The organism is Rhizobium sp. Leaf371, from assembly GCF_001424045.1.
Classification (GTDB): Bacteria; Pseudomonadota; Alphaproteobacteria; order Rhizobiales; family Rhizobiaceae; genus Ferranicluibacter.
The window spans coordinates 123,018-143,789 of record NZ_LMQB01000027.1 but is presented as its reverse complement, the minus strand read 5'-3'; the positions used below and the strand labels follow the sequence as shown (position 1 = coordinate 143,789).

Genomic DNA, 20,772 nt, shown 5'->3' with positions numbered 1-20,772 from the left:
TTAACACATGGCTGCTAGCTTGAAGACCAGTAGAGTAGCAGGGCGTCAGCGTATGTGGACCAAGCATCATCGGAAGCGGAAACTCGGGCGGTTTGCCATGCCGCTCATCACGGTCGCCTTCCTGTCCTATTTCTCCTATCATTCGATCCACGGCGATTTCGGGCTCCGGGCGACGGAAATCTTCGACCGCCAGCGCGTCGAGCGGCAGGCGACGTTGAAGGAGCTGACCGAGAAGCGCCAGTTGCTGGAAAAGGAAGTCGCCCTGCTCAGCGACGGCTCCATGGAGCGCGACATGCTGGACGAAAAGGCCCGGTTCGGGCTCAATATGTCCCGCGCCGACGAGATCGTGATCTTCCACTGAGAGTGCGATTTAACCCGAATTAAGTTAATCACGATTTTCACAGATTTTTCAGTCTCTTGCGCTGAATATAAGCCATGCAAATATAGCATTGCTGTTGTCACGCACTTTGCTTATGGTAGCCGCAAAACGCCAACCATAGGGAGGATCGCATGGCATCGCGTCAAAACGCGCCCGTATCCAGCCGCGGCAAATCTGCCGTCAAGGATTTCGCCAACGGCACGATCGTAGAATTCGATCGGGAGGAGGATCTCAAGGCGTATCGGGAGATGCTCCTGATCCGCCGTTTCGAAGAAAAGGCCGGCCAGCTCTACGGCATGGGCTTCATCGGCGGCTTCTGTCACCTCTACATCGGCCAGGAAGCTGTCGTCGTCGGCATGCAGCTGGCGTTGAAGGAAGGCGACCAGGTCATCACCGGTTACCGCGACCACGGCCACATGCTCGCAACCGGCATGAGCGCACGCGGCGTCATGGCCGAGCTCACGGGGCGCCAGGGCGGCTACTCCCGCGGCAAGGGCGGCTCCATGCACATGTTCTCCAAGGAAAAGAATTTCTACGGCGGCCATGGCATCGTCGGTGCGCAGGTGTCGCTCGGCACCGGTCTCGCCTTCGCCAACAGCTATCGCGGCAACGACAATGTCTCTCTCGCCTATTTCGGCGACGGCGCGGCCAACCAGGGCCAGGTCTATGAGAGCTTCAACATGGCGGCGCTCTGGAAGCTGCCCTGCATCTACATCATCGAGAACAACCGCTACGCCATGGGTACGTCCGTTGCCCGCGCGTCTGCCGGCGTCGACTTCTCGCAGCGCGGCGCCGCGATCGGCATCCCCGGCTATCAGGTCGATGGCATGGACGTCCGTGCGGTCAAGGCAGCCGGCGACGAAGCGGTTGCCCATTGCCGCGAGGGCAAGGGTCCGGTCATTCTCGAAATGCAGACCTACCGCTATCGCGGCCACTCCATGTCCGACCCGGCGAAGTATCGCTCCAAGGACGAAGTTCAGAAGATGCGGTCCGAGCACGACCCGATCGAGCAGGTCAAGGCTCGCCTGCTGGAGAAGGGCTGGGCCACCGAGGACGAGCTGAAGGCGATCGACAAGGACGTCCGCGACATCGTGGCCGACAGCGCCGATTTCGCGCAGAACGATCCGGAGCCGGATGTATCCGAGCTCTACACCGATATTCTTCTGTGATCCGGGACGAGGGATTGATCCATGCCTATTGAAATTCTGATGCCCGCCCTTTCCCCGACCATGGAAGAAGGTACGCTCTCCAAATGGTTGAAGAAGGAAGGCGACACCGTCGCCTCCGGCGATGTGATCGCCGAAATCGAGACCGACAAGGCCACCATGGAAGTGGAAGCCGTCGATGAAGGCACGATCGGCAAGATCCTGATCGAAGCCGGCACCGAGAACGTCAAGGTCAACACGGCCATCGCCATCCTGCTGCAGGACGGCGAGAGCGCCGATGCTGCGGCCAGTGCGAAGCCCGCCGCCCCGAAGGCCGATGCCGACACGCCGGCCGCGACCTCGAACGACGCCGGCGGCAAGGCCCGCGAATCGGGCGACGAGCCGACAGCGAAGGCCGACAGCAAGGTGCCCGCGGCACCGAAGGTCGATGTCGCGTCCGATCCGGATATCCCGGCCGGCACGGAAATGGTGTCCACGACGGTGCGTGAAGCGCTGCGCGACGCCATGGCCGAGGAAATGCGCCGCGACGGCGATGTCTTCGTCATGGGCGAAGAGGTTGCCGAATATCAGGGCGCCTACAAGATCACGCAAGGATTGCTGCAGGAATTCGGCGCACGTCGCGTCGTGGATACGCCAATCACCGAGCACGGCTTTGCCGGGGTCGGCGTCGGTGCCGCCATGGCGGGCCTGAAGCCGATCGTCGAGTTCATGACGTTCAACTTCGCCATGCAGGCGATCGACCACATCATCAACTCGGCTGCCAAGACGCTCTACATGTCCGGCGGCCAGATGGGTGCGCCGATCGTCTTCCGTGGCCCGAACGGCGCTGCCGCCCGCGTCGGCGCGCAGCACAGCCAGGATTATGCAGCCTGGTACAGCCATATCCCGGGCCTCAAGGTCATCGCGCCGTACTCCGCCGCGGACGCCAAGGGTCTGCTGAAGGCTGCGATCCGCGATCCGAACCCGATCATCTTCCTTGAGAACGAGATCCTCTACGGTCAGTCCTTCGACGTTCCGAAGCTGGACGATTTCGTTCTTCCGATCGGCAAGGCCCGCATCCACAAGACCGGCAAGGACGTGACCATCGTCTCCTTCGGCATCGGCATGACCTATTCGCTGAAGGCGATTGCCGAGCTCGAGAAGGACGGCATCGATGTCGAACTGATCGACCTGCGCACGATCCGCCCGATGGATCTGCCGACGATCATCGAATCGGTCAAGAAGACCGGCCGTCTGGTCACCGTCGAGGAAGGCTATCCGCAGTCCTCCGTCGGCACCGAGATCGCGACGCGCGTCATGCAGCAGGCCTTCGATTATCTCGATGCGCCGATCCTCACGATTGCCGGCAAGGACGTTCCGATGCCCTATGCGGCAAACCTCGAAAAGCTGGCTCTGCCGAACGTCGGTGAAGTCGTCGAGGCGGTGAAGACCGTCTGCTACAAGTAAGGGAAGCGGGATCATGCCGATCAACATCACCATGCCCGCGCTTTCTCCGACCATGGAGGAAGGCAACCTTGCCAAATGGCTCGTCAAGGAAGGCGACACCGTCAAGTCCGGCGATGTCATCGCCGAGATCGAGACCGACAAGGCGACAATGGAAGTCGAAGCCGTCGATGAAGGCGTCGTCGCCAAGCTCGTCGTTCCCGCCGGAACCGAGGGCGTCAAGGTCAATGCCCTGATCGCGATCCTCGCCGCCGACGGCGAGGATGTCGGCGCGGCTGCCTCCGGCGGCGGTGCGTCCGCACCGAAGGCCGAGGCTCAGCCTGCCAAGGCCGAATCCGGAGCGTCGACGTCAGAAGCGCCTGCTGCGGCAAAGGCTCCGGCCGCGCCCCAGGGCCAGGCGCCCGCTGCTGCCAAGACCGATGGCGACAAGCGGGTCTTCTCCTCGCCTCTCGCCCGCCGTCTCGCCAAAGAAGCCGGTCTCGACCTCTCTGCCGTGACCGGCACGGGCCCGAAGGGTCGCGTGATCAAGAGCGACGTCGAAAAAGCCGTTGCCGGCGGGACCGGCAAGGCTGCAACGGCCCCATCGGCCGCACCGACGACGGCGGCGGCTCCCGCAGCCTCTGCACCGAAGGGCATGTCCGACGAGCAGGTTCTCAAGAACTTTGCCGACGGCTCCTACGATCTCGTTCCGCATGACGGCATGCGCAAGACGATCGCCAAGCGTCTCCAGGAGTCCAAGCAGACCATCCCGCATTTCTACGTCAGCGTGGATTGCGAGCTGGATGCGCTCCTGGCGCTGCGCGCGCAGCTGAATGCCGCCGCTCCCGAGAAGGACGGCAAGCCGGTCTACAAGCTGTCGGTCAACGACATGGTCATCAAGGCACTGGCGCTCGCGCTTCGGGATGTCCCGGATGCGAACGTGTCCTGGACCGAGACCAATATGGTCAAGCACAAGCACGCCGATGTCGGCGTGGCCGTGTCGATCCCGGGCGGTCTCATCACCCCGATCGTTCGTTCCGCCGAGTTGAAGAGCCTGTCGGCCATCTCCAACGAGATGAAGGACCTCGGTGCCCGTGCCAAGGGCCGCAAGCTGAAGCCGGACGAATATCAGGGCGGCACGACGGCGGTTTCCAACATGGGCATGATGGGCGTCAAGAACTTCGCCGCCGTCGTCAACCCGCCGCATGCCACGATCCTCGCGATCGGTGCAGGCGAGGAGCGCGTCGTCGTGAAGAAGGGCGAGATGAAGATCGCCAACGTCATGACGGTGACCCTGTCCACCGACCATCGCGCGGTAGACGGTGCGCTCGGCGCCGAACTGCTGGGCGCCTTCAAGCGCTACATCGAAAACCCGATGGGCATGTTGGTGTAACCCACGCGTCTGGTCCTCCCTTTCTGAGGGAGGACCTCTCATCTGTTTTGTCGTGCATGCGCGTGACATTTGGCGATGGCCTCGCCATATCAGAGCATGCTGGTACAATGGATGGGTGTGAAGGAGATCCTCGATGGCGGATGAACCGGAAAGCATGATCCTGCCTTTGCTGCGCGAGATCCGCGGAGAAATTCAGAAGCAATTCACGGAAATGCGGGAAGAATTCACCGAGGTGCGGCAGCGTCTGGACAAGCTGGAAAGCGGCCAGAAAACCATTCGGCAGGCTTTGACCGCGGATACGATGATGTCGAAATTCGTGACCGGGGATTTCGAGGAACGGATTTTCGAACTGGAACGCAAGGTCGAGAAACTGACGAACGGCCGATAGCGACCGGCGGCGGGCATGTCTGCTCTCCGGTTCAATAGGCCATCTGGCGGCGCAGGAATGACGGACGATGAGTAACACCAGAACAGTCCTCTGCTATGGCGATAGCCTTACCTGGGGTTACGATGCGGCCGCCCCTGGGCGGCATGCGCTGGCGGATCGCTGGCCGACGGTGCTCGGCAATGCGCTGGGCGAGGGCGTCCATGTCATCGCCGAAGGACTGAATGGTCGCACGACCGCCTACGACGATCATCTGGCGGATGCGGACCGCAACGGCGCCCGCATCCTGCCGACCGTGCTGCACAGCCATGATCCGATCGATCTCGTGATCCTGCTGCTCGGCACCAATGACATGAAGCCCGTGGTGCACGGGACGGCGTTCGGCGCCGTTCAGGGCATCGAGCGGCTGGTTGAGCTTATCCGGCATCATGCCTGGTCCTTCGAGGCCGACGCGCCGGACGTTCTGATCGTCGCGCCGCCGGCAGCCTGCGAAACGGCGAATGCTGCATTTGCCGCGATGTTTGCCGGCGCGCGCGAGCAGTCGGCGATGCTGGCCTCGCTCTACGCGGATCTCGCCGACGAAACGGGCTGCGGATTTTTCGACGCGGGATCTGTGGCAAAGACGACGCCGATCGACGGCATCCATCTCGATGCGGAGAATACAAGAGCCATCGGACGCGGACTCGAGCCGATCGTCCGTGTGATGCTCGGCCTCTAACACGAACGGCAGCGCCCGGAGCGCGCCTCGAACACAGGAAACGCAAGGCATGGCTCAGAATTACGACGTGATCATCATCGGCTCCGGCCCCGGCGGCTACATTGCGGCGATCCGTGCAGCACAGCTGGGCATGAAGGTGGCCGTCGTCGAGCGTGAGCATCTGGCCGGCATCTGCTCCAACTGGGGCTGTATTCCGACCAAGGCGCTCCTGCGCTCCGCCGACGTGCTCCACAGCGCCCAGCATGCGAAGAATTACGGGCTGAAGCTCGAAGGCACGATCTCCCCGGACCTGCAGGCGATCGTCGCCCGGTCGCGCGGCATCGCCGAGCGCATGAACGGCGGCGTCGGCTTCCTGTTCAAGAAGAACAAGGTCGACATCATCTGGGGCGAAGCGAAGCTGACGAAGCCCGGCGAAGTCGTCGTCGGCCCGATCACCAAGCCGATCGTCCAGCCGCAGGGCCCGATCCCGAAGAACACGCTGGGCGAGGGCACCTACACCGCCAAGCACATCATCATCGCCACCGGCGCGCGTCCCCGTGCGCTGCCTGGCATCGAGCCCGATGGCAAGCTGATCTGGACCTATTTCGAGGCGATGAAGCCCGAGAAGATGCCGAAGTCGCTGCTGGTCATGGGCTCCGGCGCGATCGGTATCGAGTTCGCCTCGTTCTACCGGACCATGGGCGTCGATGTGACGGTCGTGGAAGTTCTGGGCCAGGTCATGCCGGTCGAAGATGCCGAAATCTCGACCTTCGCCAAGAAGCAGTTCGACAAGCAGGGCATGAAGATCCTTCTGGAAGCCAAGGTCTCCAAGGTCGAGAAGGGCGCAGACAGCATCACCGCGCATGTCGAGAAGAAGGACGGCACGATCGAGAAGATCACGGCCGACCGCATGATCTCGGCCGTCGGCGTCGTCGGCAACATCGAGAATCTCGGTCTCGAAGCGTTGGGCGTGAAGACCGATCGCGGCTGCATCGTCATCGACGGCTACGGCAAGACCAATGTGCCCGGCCTCTATGCGATCGGCGACGTCGCCGGCCCGCCGATGCTGGCGCACAAGGCCGAGCATGAAGCCGTCATCTGCATCGAGAAGCTTGCAGGCCTGCCGAATGTTCATCCGATGGACAAGCTGAAGATCCCGGGCTGCACCTATTGCAACCCGCAGGTCGCTTCCGTCGGACTGACCGAAGCCAAGGCCAAGGCGGAAGGCCGCGAGATCCGCGTCGGCCGCTTCCCCTTCGTCGCCAACGGCAAGGCGATCGCGCTCGGCGAAGACCAGGGCATGGTGAAGACCATCTTCGACAAGAAGACCGGAGAACTGATCGGCGCGCATCTCGTCGGCGCCGAGGTGACCGAGCTGATCCAGGGCTTCGTCGTCGCGATGAACCTCGAGACGACCGAGGAAGACCTGATGCACACCATCTTCCCGCATCCGACGATTTCGGAGACGATGAAGGAAAGCGTGCTGGACGCTTACGGCCGGGCTCTGAACGCCTGATCGTGACTTGACCTCGGATGCGCACGGTCGCATCTGAGGGGCAGCGCATGGTCGGTCTGCCGAACGTGGGCCGACACGATGAGGAGCGGGCGGTCTCGCCGGCTCTGAGGTCCTTGCGGGGCGGGCGATAAGCGCGCGGCTGCAAGGCGAGCACCAGAAGCTGATGGCTTGTTCCGCAGAGGGGCCGGCGGAAGCGGGAAGAAAGATCGGACCTATGGTCACCATTCTCGACCGGACACAGAACACGACCGACGCGCCGCGCGTGCGCCACCCGGAAAAGGCCCACAAGCCGGACACCGAGATGCTGCGCAAGCCGGAATGGATCCGTGTGAAAGCGCCGACATCGAAGGGCTATCACGAGACGCGGGATCTCGTGCGCTCGCACAAGCTGGTGACGGTCTGCGAAGAGGCGGGTTGCCCGAACATCGGCGAGTGCTGGGAAAAGAAGCACGCGACCTTCATGATCATGGGCGAGATCTGCACCCGCGCCTGCGCCTTCTGCAATGTGGCCACGGGCAAGCCGAACGCGCTCGACATGGCCGAGCCGGAGAATGTCGCCAAGGCCGTCAAGCAGATGGGCCTGTCGCATGTGGTGATCACCTCGGTCGATCGCGACGATCTTGCCGATGGCGGCGCCGAACACTTCGAAAAGGTCATTTGGGCCATTCGTGCCGCTTCGCCGGAAACCACCATCGAAATCCTGACGCCGGACTTCCTGAAGAAGCCCGGCGCGCTGGAGCGTGTCGTTGCGGCGAAACCCGACGTGTTCAATCACAATATGGAAACCGTGCCGGGCAATTATCTGACCGTCCGTCCGGGTGCCCGCTACTTCCACTCCATCCGCCTGTTGCAGCGCGTGAAGGAACTCGATCCCACCATGTTCACCAAGTCCGGCATCATGGTCGGTCTCGGCGAGGAGCGGAACGAAGTCCTCCAGCTGATGGACGACCTGCGAACCGCCGATGTCGACTTCCTGACCATCGGCCAGTACCTGCAGCCGACCCGCAAGCACCACAAGGTCGAGGCCTTCGTCACGCCGGAAGAGTTCAAGTCCTACGAGACCGTCGCCTACACCAAGGGCTTCCTGATGGTGGCGTCGAGCCCTCTCACCCGCTCGTCGCACCACGCCGGCGACGACTTTGCGCGCCTGCGGGCGGCACGGGAAAAGAAGGTTTTGCTCGCCGCCGAGTAAGGTCTGGGTCTGACACGAAACGTAATCCGGTCGGCGCTGGCGCGGTTAGGGTGGCTCGGGCGGGCCCTTGTGTCCGTGGCCGCATCAAACCCGGCAACTGGAGTTTGGGCGGCCGGCTGGTTAGACGGAAGCCTCAGGGGACGGCTATCCTTCGGCGTCGTCATAGTGCGGAAAGCGGCCGTTTCCTAAAACTCGTCAAACCACTTGGAGGCGAAGATGCTGCATGACCTCCAGACCGTCGCGGACGCTGCCGCGGTGATATCCCGCGCAAACCGCATCTGCGTTATCGGGTGCTCCGGCGGCGGCAAGACGACGCTTGCAAGTGCGCTCGGTGAGAGACTGGCTCTGCCGCACCTGTCGATGGACAAGGAATTCTTCTGGCTTCCCGGCTGGCAGAAGCGCGACAAGGCCGAGGAGCGGGCGCTCATCGCCGAGGCGGTCGACATGGAGCGCTGGATCATGGATGGAACGGGGTCATCGAGCTTCCATCTGCGCATGCCGCGGACCGATGTCGTCCTCTGGCTGCGCCTGCCGCGATGGCTCTGCCTGCTCAGTATGTTTCGCCGGGTTGCCACGAGCTATGGCCGTGTTCGCCGTGATATGGCGCCGGGATGCCCGGAACGGTTTCCCGACCGCGAATTCCTGGCCTATATCTGGAACTTCGAGCGCCAGGTGGCGCCGCTCATTGAGCGGGAGATGGCGCGGCATGGGCCGAACGTGCCGATTTTCACGCTGAAAACGCGCGGTGAGGTTGCCAGCCTCCTTGATCTTGTGTCCGCCGCCAACTAACTGCGTCTTATGCCGAAGTTCGAAACCAGACGCTTGGTGAAGCACTCCCCCGATCAGATGTTCGACCTTGTTGCCGACGTCGAGTCCTATCCGCAATTCCTGCCGCTGTGCGAGGCCCTCACAGTCAGAACCCGCAAGGAGCGCGACGGCAAGGAGTTGCTGCTCGCCGACATGACGGTCGGCTACAAGGCGATCCGCGAGACCTTTACGACGCAGGTGCTTCTGAACCGGGCGGAGCATCGCATCGAAGTCAAATATATCGACGGACCGTTCCGCTATCTCGACAACCGCTGGACATTCGAGGCGACGCCCGACGGCGGCTGCTCCGTTCATTTCTTCATCGACTACGAGTTCAAGAACCGCATTCTCGGCGCGCTGATGGGATCGATGTTCGATCGCGCATTCCGGCTCTTTGCGGAAGCGTTCGAGAAACGGGCCGACTTGGTCTATACCGGCGCGAACGCCTGATCGACGCAATCCCGAAGCAGAGCGAGCGCGGTCCGGATCGTGGATAGCCGCACCTGATCCCGGCCGATATCGCCGTAACGCATCTCGCGATGCAGGATCGTTCCCTTGCGCGTGGCGGCAGCGATATGCACCAGACCGACCGGCTTTTCCTCCGATCCGCCACCCGGTCCCGCGACACCCGTCACGGCGACCGCAACGTTCGCTTTCGAGTTTCCCAGCGCGCCGCGCGCCATCTCCAGCGCCGTCTCGCGCGAGACCGCGCCGAAGTGCTGGAGCGTGGCAGCGTCGACGCCCAGCATGTCCATCTTCGCCGCGTTCGAATAGGTGACGAAGCCGCGATCGACCGCGCGGGAGGAGCCGGGTATCTCGGTCAGGGCGCCTGCGATCATACCGCCTGTGCAGGACTCGGCCGTGGCGATCCTCCAGCCTTTTTCAGCGAAGCGCTCGAGGACCAGTTCGGCGGATTGCCGGATATCGTCGGGCCAGATGGTCATCGAAAACCGTCGGGGAAGCTGACCGTCGCCGTGGCGATCGCCGCGATGCCTTCGCGGCGGCCGACAAATCCGATCTTCTCGTTCGTCGTTGCCTTGACCGAGCAGCGGTCGAGCGAAATGCCCAGCATCTGCGACAGGGCCTGCCGCATGGCGTCCCGATGCGGACCGATTTTCGGCGCCTCTGCGATCAGGGAGATATCCGCGTTCATGACGACGCCGCCATGCCGCCGGACGATCTCGGCCGCGTGTTCCAGGAAGATCCGCGACGCGGCGCCCTTCCACCTGTCGTCGGAGGGCGGAAAGTGATCGCCGATATCGCCGGCGCCGCAGGTCGCGAGCAGCGCATCCGTCAGCGCGTGGAGCGCGACATCGGCATCGGAATGCCCGAGAAGCGACTGGTCGTGGGGCATGAAGATGCCGCAGAGCGTAACGCCATCGCCGGGAACGAGCTGGTGTACATCGTAGCCGTTGCCGGTCCGCACATCGATCCTGCGTCCGCTCAGTTTCTCGTCCGCCATCAGTAGATCCTGTCGGGTGGTGAGCTTCACATTGTCCGCCGAGCCCTCGACAAGCGCAACCGGGATTCCCGCCCATTCGGCGATCGAGGCGTCGTCGGTAAAGTCCGACCGCCCGGAACTCGCGGCGGCCTCATGGGCATCCAGGATCTTGGACAGGACAAAGCACTGCGGTGTCTGCGCTGCAAAAAGCCTGTCGCGTGACACGGTTTCCTGCACGTCGCCGATGGCAGAGGCGCGTTTCAGCGTGTCCGTTACGGGGATCGTCGGGAGCACGGCGTCAAAGCCGGCGGAAAGCTTCTCAAGGCATCGGTCGAGAAGGTCGGGCGTGATGAAAGGCCGAACCGCATCCTGGATCATCGCATAGTCGACGCCGTGCTCGGACAGGGCCTTGAGACCGGCAAGCACGGATGCCTGACGCGTTGCGCCGCCAGGGACGATGGTGACGACAGGGCGCGGCCTGCAGGTAGCGAGTGCGGTTTCGAGCAGCGCTTCGTCGTCCGAATGGATCACGATGACGATCGGGCCGGCCTTACCCCATGTCGCAAAGGCATCGAGGGTCCAGGCGATGACGGGCCGTCCGCCGATCCGGCGATACTGCTTCGGGCCCTCGGTCGAGGCGCCGGCCCGTTCGCCGCGGCCGGCGGCAACGATGACGACGCCGCATGAAAGTTCGCGTTCTCTCTGCATCTGCTGTAAGACGCCTCCCTGCCGGACCCGGAACTGGTGTGCGCGCTGCCGTGGATCGGCGCGCTGCCGATGACAGCGCGTTTAGCCCGCGCGGACGGGCTTTGCCAGACGAACTGGACGGCGAATGAGGAAATTTGCGGATGTCGCGCGAAAGCGCTTGGCAACGACGATATCTATGTCTAAAAATAGTGCAGAAAAATCATGTGCCTGAAAGATAATCAATTGCAGCAGCCGACATTGTCATCGCCCTTCGCGATCGAAGGGATGTCGTTTCGAAACCGCGTGGTGCTTGCGCCCATGTCCGGCGTGACTGATCTGCCGTTCCGTCAGCTGGCGTGGCGCTACGGCGCCGGCCTTGTCGTGACCGAAATGGTAGCAAGTCGCGAGCTTGCTTGCAATGCAGGGGAGAGTTGGGCGCGGCTCAAAAATGCAGGCATCACGCCGCATATGGTCCAGCTGGCCGGGCGTGAAGCGCACTGGATGGCGGAGGCGGCAAAGATCGCTGCCGGAAACGGCGCCGACGTGATCGACATCAATATGGGCTGTCCGGCAAAGAAGGTCACCGGAGGCTATTCCGGTTCGGCCTTGATGCGGGATCCGGATCACGCGCTGACCCTGATCGAGGCGACGGTTCGCGCCGTCGATGTCCCGGTCACGTTGAAGATGCGGCTCGGCTGGGACGAGACGACGCTGAACGCACCCGATATCGCCCGTCGCGCCGAGGCAGCCGGGATTCGGATGGTGACGATTCATGGCCGCACGCGCATGCAGTTTTACAAGGGGCACGCGGACTGGGACGCGATCCGCGCGGTGCGCGACATGATCTCGCTGCCGCTCGTTGCCAATGGCGACGTGACGACGCTGGACGATGCGACCGAAATTCTCAGGCGCTCGGGCGCCGATGCGGTGATGACCGGGCGCGCGTGCCAGGGACGGCCATGGCACGCGGGCGTTCTCGCCGGTGCCTGTGCGGAGCCGGAAGGACAGGCGCGTCTCGATGTGATCGCCGAGCATTATGCGATGATGCTCGCCTTCTATGGACTCGAGACGGGGCTTCGCCATGCGCGAAAACATCTCGGCTGGTACATCGATCGGTTTGCCGCCAATGCGCCCGGGCATCGCAAGGCATTGGTGCTGACGGCGACGGATCACAAGGCGGCGCTCTCCGGTCTTCTCGAGCTTCTTCGGGATGGCGAGACGGCGGTTGAAAGGACAATGGCGGCATGAGCGGCAAGATGAGCGACGACACCAAGGCCGCGTTGCCGATGGCGGTGCTGAACGCGATCCAGAATCCGGTGGTCCTCGTCAACGAGGCAGGGCTCGTGACCTTCGCCAACTGGGAGGCGGAAGCCTTCTTCGGCGCGAGTGCCAACCATCTCGCGCGTCACGACATCAGCACCTTCATTCCCTTCGGCAGTCCGCTCCTGACCCTGATCGAGCAGGTGCGCGAGCGCAGGGCGGCGGTCAACGAGTACCGGGTGGATCTGTCGTCGCCACGCCTCGGTGCCGACAAACTGGTCGATCTCTACGTCGCGCCGGTCCTGTCCGAGCCGGGCAGTGTCGTCATCGTCTTTCAGGAACGCTCGATGGCCGACAAGATCGATCGGCAGCTGACGCATCGTGCCGCAGCCCGGTCGGTCACCGGTCTTGCCTCCATGCTGGCGCACGAGATCAAGAACCCGCTCTCCGGCATTCGCGGCGCGGCGCAGTTGCTGGAAAGCTCCGTCAACGACGAGGACCGGGCGCTGACGCGGCTGATCTGCGACGAAACCGACCGCATCGTGTCGCTGGTCGATCGTATGGAGGTGTTCTCCGACGAACGGCCCGTGGACCGCCATCCGGTGAACATCCACTCCATTCTCGATCACGTGAAGGCGGTGGCGAGGGCGGGCTTTGCCCGTCGCATCCGCATCACCGAAAACTACGATCCCTCGCTGCCGCCGGTCTATGCCAATCGCGACCAGCTCGTGCAGGTGTTCCTCAATCTCGTGAAGAATGCCGCCGAAGCGATCGGCGACAAGCCGGATGGCGAGATCATGCTGACGACGGCCTACCGCCCCGGCATCCGTCTCTCGGTCGCGGGCACGCGGGAGAAGATATCGCTGCCGCTCGAATTCTGCGTGCATGACAACGGCCCGGGCGTGCCGTCCGACCTCGTGCCGCATCTGTTCGATCCATTCATCACCACCAAGACCAACGGCTCCGGCCTTGGCCTCGCGCTGGTGGCGAAGATCATCGGCGGTCACGGCGGCATCGTCGAATGCGACAGCCAGACCAGCCGCACTATATTCCGCGTCCTCATGCCTGCGTCGAAGGGACCGACCGCCGAGGACCCCGAACCCATTGCTGTAAAAGGGAAGACCCGATGACTGGCGCCACGATTCTCGTTGCCGACGACGACGCAGCCATCCGCACCGTGCTCAACCAGGCGCTGAGCCGCGCCGGCTACGACGTCCGCATCACCTCGAACGCCGCGACCCTCTGGCGCTGGATCTCGGCAGGAGATGGCGATCTCGTGCTGACGGACGTCGTCATGCCGGACGAAAATGCCTTCGACCTGCTGCCACGCATCAAGAAGGCGCGACCCGAGCTGCCAGTGCTCGTCATGAGCGCGCAGAACACGTTCATGACCGCCATCAAGGCGTCGGAAAAGGGCGCCTACGACTACCTGCCCAAGCCCTTCGACCTGACCGAACTGATCGCGATCATCGGCCGGGCACTGGCGGAACCCAAGCGCAAGCCGGCGAAAATGGACGACGACACGCAGGACGGCATGCCGCTGGTCGGACGCTCCGCCGCCATGCAGGAAATCTACCGCGTGCTCGCCCGTCTCATGCAGACGGACCTGACTTTGATGATCACCGGCGAATCCGGTACCGGCAAGGAACTGGTGGCGCGGGCGCTGCATGATTACGGCAAGCGCCGCAACGGCCCCTTCGTCGCCATCAACATGGCCGCCATTCCGCGCGACCTCATCGAATCGGAACTGTTCGGGCATGAAAAGGGCGCCTTCACCGGCGCGCAGAACCGCTCGACCGGCCGTTTCGAACAGGCCGAAGGCGGCACGCTGTTTCTCGACGAAATCGGCGACATGCCGATGGATGCCCAGACGAGGCTGCTTCGCGTCCTGCAGCAGGGCGAGTATACGACGGTCGGCGGACGGACGCCGATCCGCTCCGACGTCCGCATCGTCGCGGCAACCAACAAGGATCTGAAACAGTCGATCAACCAGGGCCTCTTCCGCGAGGACCTCTACTACCGCCTGAACGTCGTTCCGCTGCGCCTGCCGCCGCTGCGCGACCGGGCGGAGGATATTCCGGATCTCGTGCGCCATTTCGTTCAGATGGCCGAGAAGGAAGGCCTCGACGTCAAGCGCTTCGAGCAGGAAGCGCTCGAACTGATGAAGTCGCATCCCTGGCCGGGCAATGTCCGCGAGCTGGAAAACGTCGTCCGCCGGCTGACGGCGCTCTATCCGCAGGAGGTCATCAGTCGGGAGATCATCGAGAGCGAGCTTCGCTCAGATATTCCCGACAGCCCGATCGAGAAGGCGAGCGCGCGCTCCGGCTCGATGTCGATCTCGCAGGCGGTCGAGGAAAACATGCGCCAGTACTTCGCTGGTTTCGGCGACGGCCTGCCGCCCTCCGGTCTCTACGATCGGGTGCTGGCTGAAATGGAGTATCCGCTGATTCTCGCAGCCCTGACGGCGACCCGCGGCAACCAGATCAAAGCCGCCGATCTTCTCGGCCTGAACCGGAACACACTGCGCAAAAAGATCCGCGAACTCGGCGTCTCCGTCTATCGCAGCTCGCGGAATGCTTGACACCCACTAGCGACCGTTGCATTTACGCCACATTGTGTTGCTTGGGTGACACATGATGTCGACCCAGGCGAAAGCGATGAGTCGGCGGCATTGTCGTTGGGGCAGGGCCTTGGTCTATCCCAGACCGGGGGACGAGCGGGACCGGCTGTTGCCGGTGACCGTCAGTGGGTGGAATACGCATGGCCGAAGGGCTGATACTGCCATTGGCGAACGACGAGACGGGCAATGGCACGGATCGCCGCGCCGCTTTCGCGCTGCCGGGCCTCGTGCTGGCCTCGGGCGCGCTCGCCTGCGCGATCATCTCGCTGCTGGTACTGCTCGGCTTGACGCCGATCAAGCCGGAAACCAATATCGTCATCGCCTCGGCCGCGATCAATGCGCTGTTCGTCATCGGCCTGTTCTACCTGATCGGCCGCGAAATCCTGCGGCTGCTGCGCGCCCGCAACAAGGGCCGTGCCGCCGCCAGGCTGCATGTGCGCATCGTCGCGCTGTTCTCCATCGTCGCGATCACGCCGGCCATTCTCGTCGCCATCTTCGCCTCGATCACGCTCGATGTCGGGCTCGATCGCTGGTTTTCGCTGCGCACCCAGGCCATCGTCCGCTCCTCCATCGATGTCGCACAGGCCTATGTGCTGGAGAATGCGAGCTACCTTCAGGGCCAGACCGCGTCCATGGCGACGGATCTCGAGCGCAACCGCCAGCTTTATAGTCTCGATCGCACGGGGTTCGTCGATCTCATGACCCGGCAGGCGCGGGCACGCGGCATGCTGGGTGCCTTTCTCGTGCGCGCCGACGGCAAGGCGATCCTGCAGGCCAACATTCCGACCGACCGACCGCTCCCGGCCATTCCGGTCGACGCGCTGGCCAGCACCGTCTCGGGCCAGCCGACGCTCATCCCGCCCGGCATCACCAATCTCGTCGGCGCGATCATTCCGCTCGACAACATCGCCGGCGCCTATCTCTACACCGTTCGCACCGTCGATCCCAAAGTGATGAACTCCATGCGGCTGATGGAGGAGAACGTTGCGGAATACCGCAACCTGGCCGCCGGCCGGACCTCGCTTCAGGTCGCCTTCGGGGTGCTTTACCTCGGCTTCGCACTCATCGTGCTGCTGGCGGCGATCTGGGCGGCGATTGCGGTCGCGGACCGGATCGTGCGTCCCATCCGGCTGCTGATCGGCGCCGCCGACAGCGTCGCGTCCGGCAATCTCAACGTCGTCGTGGCCGTCCATACGGTGGATGGCGACGTCGGCAGCCTGTCACGGACGTTCAACAAGATGATCGTGGAAATCCGCACGCAGCAGCACCAGTTGCTTGAGGCCAAGGACGAGATGGACCATCGCCGCCGGTTCATCGAGGCCGTGTTGTCAGGCGTGACCGCCGCGGTCATCGGCGTCGAGGACGACCGCCGCATCACCATCGCCAACCCCTCGACCGAAGTCTTCTTGTCCCGATCGACCTTCGACATCGTCGGCGAGCGTCTGGCCGACGTGGCGCCCGAGATCGACGAGGTCCTGACGGAGGCGATTTCACGGCCGAGAAACGACTTCCGCAAGCAGATCAACATCATGCGCAACGGCAAGGAACGGACGCTGAACGTTCAGGTGACGCGCGAGGAAACGATCGATACGGCCGAATCCTATGTCATCACCCTCGACGACATCACCGACCTCGTCATCGCCCAGCGCTCGACGGCCTGGGCGGATGTCGCCCGTCGCATCGCGCACGAAATCAAGAACCCGCTGACCCCCATCCAGCTCTCCGCCGAGCGTCTGAAGCGCCGGTATGGCAAGCAGATCAATCCGGACGACCGCGCGGTGTTCGATCAGTGCACGGACACGATCGTCCGCCAGGTCGAGGATATCGGCCGGATGGTCGACGAGTTCTCCTCCTTCGCCCGCATGCCGAAGCCGACGAAGGAGCGCTCCGACCTGCGGGCGATCCTCAAGGACGCGGTCTTCCTGCGGGAAATGGGCAGCAGCGACATTCACTTCATCCGCGATTTTGGCGACGAGGCGCTGGATGGCTCGTTCGACGGCCGCATGCTGGGCCAGGCCTTTGGCAACATCATCAAGAACGCGGTCGAATCGATCGAGTCGTTGCCGGCCGATGCGGGACGCGACGAGCTGAAGATCATGATCCGCTCGCGTCTTCTCGAAAAGAGCGGCACCTATGTCGTCGATATCGTCGACAACGGCAAAGGCCTGCCGACGGAGAATCGGCACCGAATTCTGGAGCCCTATATGACCATGCGCGAGAAGGGCACGGGTCTTGGCCTCGCGATCGTGAAGAAGATTATCGAGGACCATGGCGGACATCTCGAACTGCACGATGCGCCGCCCGATTTCGACCAGGGCCACGGCGCGATGATTCGCATCATCCTGCCGCCCGCGATCAATCCGGAGGCCGAGCGCAACCGTCCGGGAACATCCGGCGCGCCTGGCGACGGCACCGAGGCCTCTGCCGAGGCTCGCTTGAGGCAATCTGGCTCCGCAGATGCGGAGCATAAAGACGACGACAGACAAAGTAGGGAACTGACCGATGGCCGCTGATATTCTGGTTGTAGACGACGAGCAGGACATTCGCGAGATCGTCTCCGGCATCCTGTCCGACGAAGGCTACGAGACGCGCATGGCGTTCGACAGCGACAGCGCGCTGGCGGCGATCTCCGACCGCGTGCCGCGGCTTGTCTTCCTCGATATCTGGATGCAGGGCAGCCGCCTCGACGGTCTTTCCCTGCTGGACGAGATCAAGAGCCGCCATCCCGATCTCCCGGTCGTGATGATCTCGGGCCACGGCAACATCGAGACGGCCGTGTCTGCGATCCGGCGCGGCGCCTATGATTTTATCGAAAAGCCGTTCAAGGCGGACCGGCTGATCCTGATTGCGGAACGGGCACTCGAAAACTCGAAGCTCAAGCGCGAGGTCACCGAGCTCAAAAAGCGTTCCGGCGATCCCGTCGAGTTGATCGGCACCTCCGTTGCCGTTTCGCAGTTGCGCCAGACCATCGAGAAGGTTGCGCCCACCAACAGCCGCATTATGATCCACGGCCCATCCGGCTCGGGCAAGGAGCTGGTGGCGCGGATGATCCACAAGAAGTCGGCGCGCGCTGCGGGCCCCTTCGTGGCGCTGAACGCGGCCGCGATCACGCCCGACCGCATGGAAATCGCCTTGTTCGGCACCGAGGGCACGCCGGGCCAGCCGCGCAAGACCGGCGCATTGGAGGAAGCCCATGGCGGCATGCTCTATCTCGACGAGATCGGCGAGATGCCGCGGGAAACGCAGAACAAGATCCTGCGCGTTCTCGTGGATCAGCAGTTCGAGCGCGTCGGTGGCTCGAAGCGCGTCAAGGTCGATGTGCGCATCATCTCTTCGACCGCCTATAATCTCGAAAGCCTGATTGCCGAAGGCGCCTTCCGCGAGGATCTTTATCACCGGCTGGCCGTCATTCCGGTTCGGGTTCCCGCCCTTGCGGATCGCCGGGAGGACATCCCGTTCCTGGTCGATATGTTCATGCGCCAGATCAGCGAACAGGCCGGCATCCGCTCGCGCAAGATCGGCGACGACGCGCTGGCAGTGCTGCAGGCCCATGGCTGGCCGGGAAATATCCGCCAGTTGCGCAACAATATCGAACGCCTGATGATCCTCGCGCGCTCCGATGGCCCGGACACGGTCATCTCGGCCGATATGCTGCCGACCGAAGTGGGCGACAGCCTGCCCAAGATTTCCGCGCAGGGCGACCAGCACATCATGACCTTGCCGCTGCGCGAAGCGCGCGAGATGTTCGAGCGGGATTATCTCATTGCCCAGATCAATCGTTTCGGCGGAAACATCTCGCGCACCGCGGAGTTCGTGGGCATGGAGCGCTCCGCCCTGCATCGCAAGCTGAAGTCTCTGGGGGTCTGAGACCCTGCGAAAGCCGGGACCTACCGTGTCACGGAAACATCGCAGAGGCTTTTTCGACATTGCGAAAGAGACCTTGATGCGGTACCAGATTCCGCAGCGTCTGAGGGGCAGGCGCACGGGGCAACTCTCGATTTGCAGACCTATCAACCGGTTGTTTTCGAACCGGCAATAAAGAAAGAAGCGGCGCTATGGCGGAACGTTCTCAGAACCTGCAGGACCTTTTTCTCAACACGGTCCGCAAACAGAAGATCTCTCTTACCATCTTCCTCATCAACGGCGTCAAACTGACCGGCGTCGTGACCTCGTTCGATAACTTCTGCGTGCTGCTGCGGCGCGACGGGCATTCCCAGCTCGTTTACAAGCACGCCATCTCGACCATCATGCCGGGCCAGCCCATGCAGATGTTCGAGAGCGAAGAATCCGCATCCTGAACACCGGACTGAAGCCATCACAAAACACAACGATACCCCAGACAGCATCATTCCCGAGACCGAAAAGCACCGCGACGACATGCGGGCGCTGGTCATCGTCCCGGTCGTCAAGAAAACAGGCCGTCAGCAGGCCGAGCAGCCGCATTCGGTTCGCACGGACGAGGCACGTCTGGAGGAGACGATCGGGCTTGCCCGCGCCATCGACCTGTCCGTCGTCCAGGGTCTGGTCGTGCCGATCGCCCAGCCAAAGCCTGGAACGCTGCTTGGCAGCGGCAAGATCGAGGAAATCGGGCAACTTCTCGACGCCCAGGATGCCGGTCTCGTGATCGTGGACCATCCGCTGACGCCGGTGCAGCAGCGAAACCTCGAAAAGGAATGGAACGCGAAGGTCATCGACCGGACGGGCCTCATCCTCGAGATTTTTGGCCGTCGCGCCTCCACCAAGGAAGGTACGCTGCAGGTCGATCTGGCCCATCTGAACTATCAGAAGGGCCGTCTGGTCCGCAGCTGGACCCACCTTGAGCGTCAGCGCGGCGGCGCGGGCTTCATGGGCGGTCCGGGCGAAACCCAGATCGAGGCCGACCGTCGCCAGCTTCAGGACAAGATCATCAAGCTGGAAAAGGAACTGGAGCAGGTGCGCCGGACGCGCCAGCTTCACCGTTCCAAGCGTCGCAAGGTGCCGCATCCGATCGTCGCCCTCGTCGGCTACACCAATGCCGGCAAATCGACCCTCTTCAACCGAATTACAGGCGCGGGCGTGCTGGCCGAGGACATGCTCTTTGCGACCCTCGATCCGACCTTGCGCCGGATGAAGCTGCCGCAGGGCCGGACCGTCATCCTGTCCGACACGGTCGGGTTCATCTCGGACCTGCCGACGCACCTCGTGGCGGCCTTCCGGGCGACGCTCGAAGAGGTGCTGGAAGCCGACCTCATCCTGCATGTCCGCGATGTCTCGGACCCGGACCATGCGGCCCAGTCGGATGATGTCGAGCGCATTCTCGAAGATCTCGGCATTGATGAGAAAGCGCGGTCCGAACGCCTGCTGGAGGTCTGGAACAAGATCGACCGGCTGGAAGAGGAGCCGCATGCGGCGATGCTCGAGAAGGCGGCGCATACGCCCAACACCGTCACCGTCTCCGCCGTGACGGGCGAGGGGGTGGATGCCCTCATGCAGGAAATCAATCGCCGCCTCTCCGGCGTCATGATGGAGACGACGGTCACGCTCCCCGTCGATCGGCTGCAGCTTCTGCCGTGGCTTTACGAACACGCGATTGTCGATCAGCGCGAGGATCTCGAGGACGGCTCGATCCGTCTGGATCTGCGCCTGACGGAAACCGAAGCCGGAGAACTCGACCGTCGCCTTGGTCAGGGTCCGAAGCCGGCCGCCGAAGATTGGCATTAAGCCGAACTGGCACCAAGCCGAAGACGTAGCGAGAGAGAGGCGCAGCGCAGCGGCCGCGCTTCTCTGCTGGACCCTCAAGATGAGGTTGGTCAGCCCTGACAGTTTCC

The 20,772-nt window shown here is 63.1% G+C and carries 19 protein-coding genes; 17 read left to right on the top strand and 2 right to left on the bottom strand.

The window, feature by feature from the left end; genetic code table 11:
- Positions 1 to 52 precede the first annotated feature (52 nt).
- The 10 genes from ASG39_RS18925 (at position 53) to ASG39_RS18880 (ending at position 9,407) form a co-directional block, all read left to right on the top strand.
- The gene (locus ASG39_RS18925) at positions 53 to 361 is read left to right on the top strand and encodes a septum formation initiator family protein (protein WP_062596520.1); all 309 of its coding nucleotides are present in this window, start codon (positions 53 to 55) and stop codon (positions 359 to 361) included.
- Positions 362 to 510: 149 nt separating this feature from the next.
- The gene (pdhA, locus tag ASG39_RS18920; RefSeq protein WP_062596519.1) at positions 511 to 1,548 is read left to right on the top strand and encodes a pyruvate dehydrogenase (acetyl-transferring) E1 component subunit alpha; all 1,038 of its coding nucleotides are present in this window, start codon (positions 511 to 513) and stop codon (positions 1,546 to 1,548) included.
- Positions 1,549 to 1,569: 21 nt separating this feature from the next.
- Complete coding sequence (locus ASG39_RS18915; protein ID WP_062596518.1) at positions 1,570 to 2,991, top strand: pyruvate dehydrogenase complex E1 component subunit beta; 1,422 nt, start codon at positions 1,570 to 1,572, stop codon at positions 2,989 to 2,991.
- Positions 2,992 to 3,004: 13 nt separating this feature from the next.
- Positions 3,005 to 4,360 (top strand): pyruvate dehydrogenase complex dihydrolipoamide acetyltransferase, encoded by a 1,356-nt coding sequence (locus ASG39_RS18910; protein ID WP_062596517.1) that lies wholly within the window; start codon positions 3,005 to 3,007, stop codon positions 4,358 to 4,360.
- A gap of 133 nt (positions 4,361 to 4,493) precedes the next feature.
- Complete coding sequence (locus ASG39_RS18905; protein WP_062596516.1) at positions 4,494 to 4,748, top strand: hypothetical protein; 255 nt, start codon at positions 4,494 to 4,496, stop codon at positions 4,746 to 4,748.
- A 67-nt stretch (positions 4,749 to 4,815) separates the two neighbouring features.
- Positions 4,816 to 5,463, top strand: coding sequence for an SGNH/GDSL hydrolase family protein (locus ASG39_RS18900; protein ID WP_062596515.1), 648 nt, complete (start codon positions 4,816 to 4,818; stop codon positions 5,461 to 5,463).
- A gap of 49 nt (positions 5,464 to 5,512) precedes the next feature.
- The gene (gene lpdA / locus ASG39_RS18895; RefSeq protein WP_062596514.1) at positions 5,513 to 6,958 is read left to right on the top strand and encodes a dihydrolipoyl dehydrogenase; all 1,446 of its coding nucleotides are present in this window, start codon (positions 5,513 to 5,515) and stop codon (positions 6,956 to 6,958) included.
- 214 nt (positions 6,959 to 7,172) lie between these two features.
- Positions 7,173 to 8,150, top strand: coding sequence for a lipoyl synthase (lipA, locus tag ASG39_RS18890; RefSeq protein ID WP_062596513.1), 978 nt, complete (start codon positions 7,173 to 7,175; stop codon positions 8,148 to 8,150).
- 216 nt (positions 8,151 to 8,366) lie between these two features.
- Positions 8,367 to 8,939 carry an AAA family ATPase gene (locus tag ASG39_RS18885; RefSeq protein WP_062596727.1) on the top strand — a complete coding sequence of 191 codons (573 nt, stop codon included), beginning with the start codon at positions 8,367 to 8,369 and terminating at the stop codon, positions 8,937 to 8,939.
- 9 nt (positions 8,940 to 8,948) lie between these two features.
- Entirely contained in the window at positions 8,949 to 9,407 is a 459-nt protein-coding gene (locus tag ASG39_RS18880) for a type II toxin-antitoxin system RatA family toxin (protein WP_062596512.1), read from the top strand.
- Here the strand turns inward: ASG39_RS18880 and ASG39_RS18875 are convergent.
- A complete protein-coding gene (locus ASG39_RS18875) occupies positions 9,386 to 9,901 on the bottom strand; it encodes a CinA family protein (RefSeq protein ID WP_062596511.1) in 516 nt (171 codons plus the stop codon). The genes ASG39_RS18880 and ASG39_RS18875 overlap by 22 nt on opposite strands.
- Positions 9,898 to 11,106: a bifunctional 2-C-methyl-D-erythritol 4-phosphate cytidylyltransferase/2-C-methyl-D-erythritol 2,4-cyclodiphosphate synthase gene (locus ASG39_RS18870; RefSeq protein WP_062596510.1), complete on the bottom strand. Its 1,209-nt coding sequence runs from the start codon at positions 11,104 to 11,106 to the stop codon at positions 9,898 to 9,900. The genes ASG39_RS18875 and ASG39_RS18870 overlap by 4 nt, the downstream gene beginning before the upstream one ends.
- Positions 11,107 to 11,307: 201 nt before the next feature.
- Between ASG39_RS18870 and dusB the strand changes: the two genes are divergently transcribed.
- The 7 genes from dusB (at position 11,308) to hflX (ending at position 20,665) form a co-directional block, all read left to right on the top strand.
- The gene (dusB, locus tag ASG39_RS18865) at positions 11,308 to 12,333 is read left to right on the top strand and encodes a tRNA dihydrouridine synthase DusB (RefSeq protein WP_062596509.1); all 1,026 of its coding nucleotides are present in this window, start codon (positions 11,308 to 11,310) and stop codon (positions 12,331 to 12,333) included.
- Entirely contained in the window at positions 12,330 to 13,475 is a 1,146-nt protein-coding gene (locus ASG39_RS18860; protein WP_062596508.1) for a nitrogen regulation protein NR(II), read from the top strand. Before dusB ends, ASG39_RS18860 begins: the two co-directional genes overlap by 4 nt.
- Positions 13,472 to 14,926, top strand: a complete 1,455-nt coding sequence (gene ntrC, locus ASG39_RS18855) for a nitrogen regulation protein NR(I) (RefSeq protein ID WP_062468130.1) — start codon at positions 13,472 to 13,474, stop codon at positions 14,924 to 14,926. The genes ASG39_RS18860 and ntrC overlap by 4 nt, the downstream gene beginning before the upstream one ends.
- Positions 14,927 to 15,105: 179 nt before the next feature.
- Positions 15,106 to 17,478 carry a PAS domain-containing sensor histidine kinase gene (locus tag ASG39_RS18850; RefSeq protein WP_082477364.1) on the top strand — a complete coding sequence of 791 codons (2,373 nt, stop codon included), beginning with the start codon at positions 15,106 to 15,108 and terminating at the stop codon, positions 17,476 to 17,478.
- Entirely contained in the window at positions 17,468 to 18,832 is a 1,365-nt protein-coding gene (locus tag ASG39_RS18845; RefSeq protein WP_062596507.1) for a sigma-54 dependent transcriptional regulator, read from the top strand. The genes ASG39_RS18850 and ASG39_RS18845 overlap by 11 nt, the downstream gene beginning before the upstream one ends.
- A gap of 188 nt (positions 18,833 to 19,020) precedes the next feature.
- Positions 19,021 to 19,263 carry an RNA chaperone Hfq gene (hfq, locus tag ASG39_RS18840; RefSeq protein ID WP_018325164.1) on the top strand — a complete coding sequence of 81 codons (243 nt, stop codon included), beginning with the start codon at positions 19,021 to 19,023 and terminating at the stop codon, positions 19,261 to 19,263.
- A gap of 79 nt (positions 19,264 to 19,342) precedes the next feature.
- Positions 19,343 to 20,665: a GTPase HflX gene (hflX, locus tag ASG39_RS18835; RefSeq protein ID WP_062596506.1), complete on the top strand. Its 1,323-nt coding sequence runs from the start codon at positions 19,343 to 19,345 to the stop codon at positions 20,663 to 20,665.
- The last annotated feature ends 107 nt before the right edge of the window (positions 20,666 to 20,772 follow it).